General features: G+C 31.8%; 1 protein-coding gene and 1 pseudogene. Both read right to left on the bottom strand.

The window, feature by feature from the left end; translation table 11 throughout:
• Positions 1-162: pseudogene (locus AMO08_RS05630) on the bottom strand (DNA recombination/repair protein RecA); the annotation flags it as partial.
• A 107-nt stretch (positions 163-269) separates the two neighbouring features.
• Positions 270-556, bottom strand: a 287-nt coding sequence (locus AMO08_RS00005; RefSeq protein ID WP_179850714.1) for a TolC family protein, incomplete at its 5' end; no start/stop codon positions are given.

Raw genomic sequence — 556 nt, 5'->3', positions numbered from 1 at the left:
CTCGATATCCATCGCTCTTTTTTCACCAAGCTTCATTACAGAGCCTTTTCCAAAATTATCTGTAATTTGAGCTATCGCAGCGTCTAGCGCTTTGTTCTTTTCTTTAACGTCCATTTCTTGATCTTTAGTAGATTTAACTACTTTTAGGTTATTTTTCGTCATTTTTTGCCTCTTTTTTTAAATTTTTTAACACTCGAATCATTAAATAAATGTACACATTTTGTTCTCATTAGCAATATATTTATTTTTTGGCCTTAAAAGTCAAATAATTACTTAAGTTTTAGATATTGGCTGTTTAACAAACCTACTGCTTTAAGCAGATTGTATTGAGCCATTAGATAGTTTTTCTCCGAACTTGCTAAAGAAATTTGAGCAGATAGTAATAAAGCATTTGATTGAATAACATCTAACGTAGTTCTCGAGCCTCTTTCGTATTCTGCAGCAATTCCTTCGTTAGCTATTTCAGCTGCATTTACTTGTGCCCTAACTGAATTTAAAAAACTTTCAGAAGATTCTAAACTAGACCATGCACTTGCAACATTTGTTTCATTTGTTC

The sequence above is a fragment of the Candidatus Pelagibacter communis genome, assembly GCF_001180205.1.
Classification (GTDB): Bacteria; Pseudomonadota; Alphaproteobacteria; order Pelagibacterales; family Pelagibacteraceae; genus Pelagibacter; species Pelagibacter ubique_O.
This window is presented reverse-complemented; position numbering and strand designations above follow the sequence as displayed.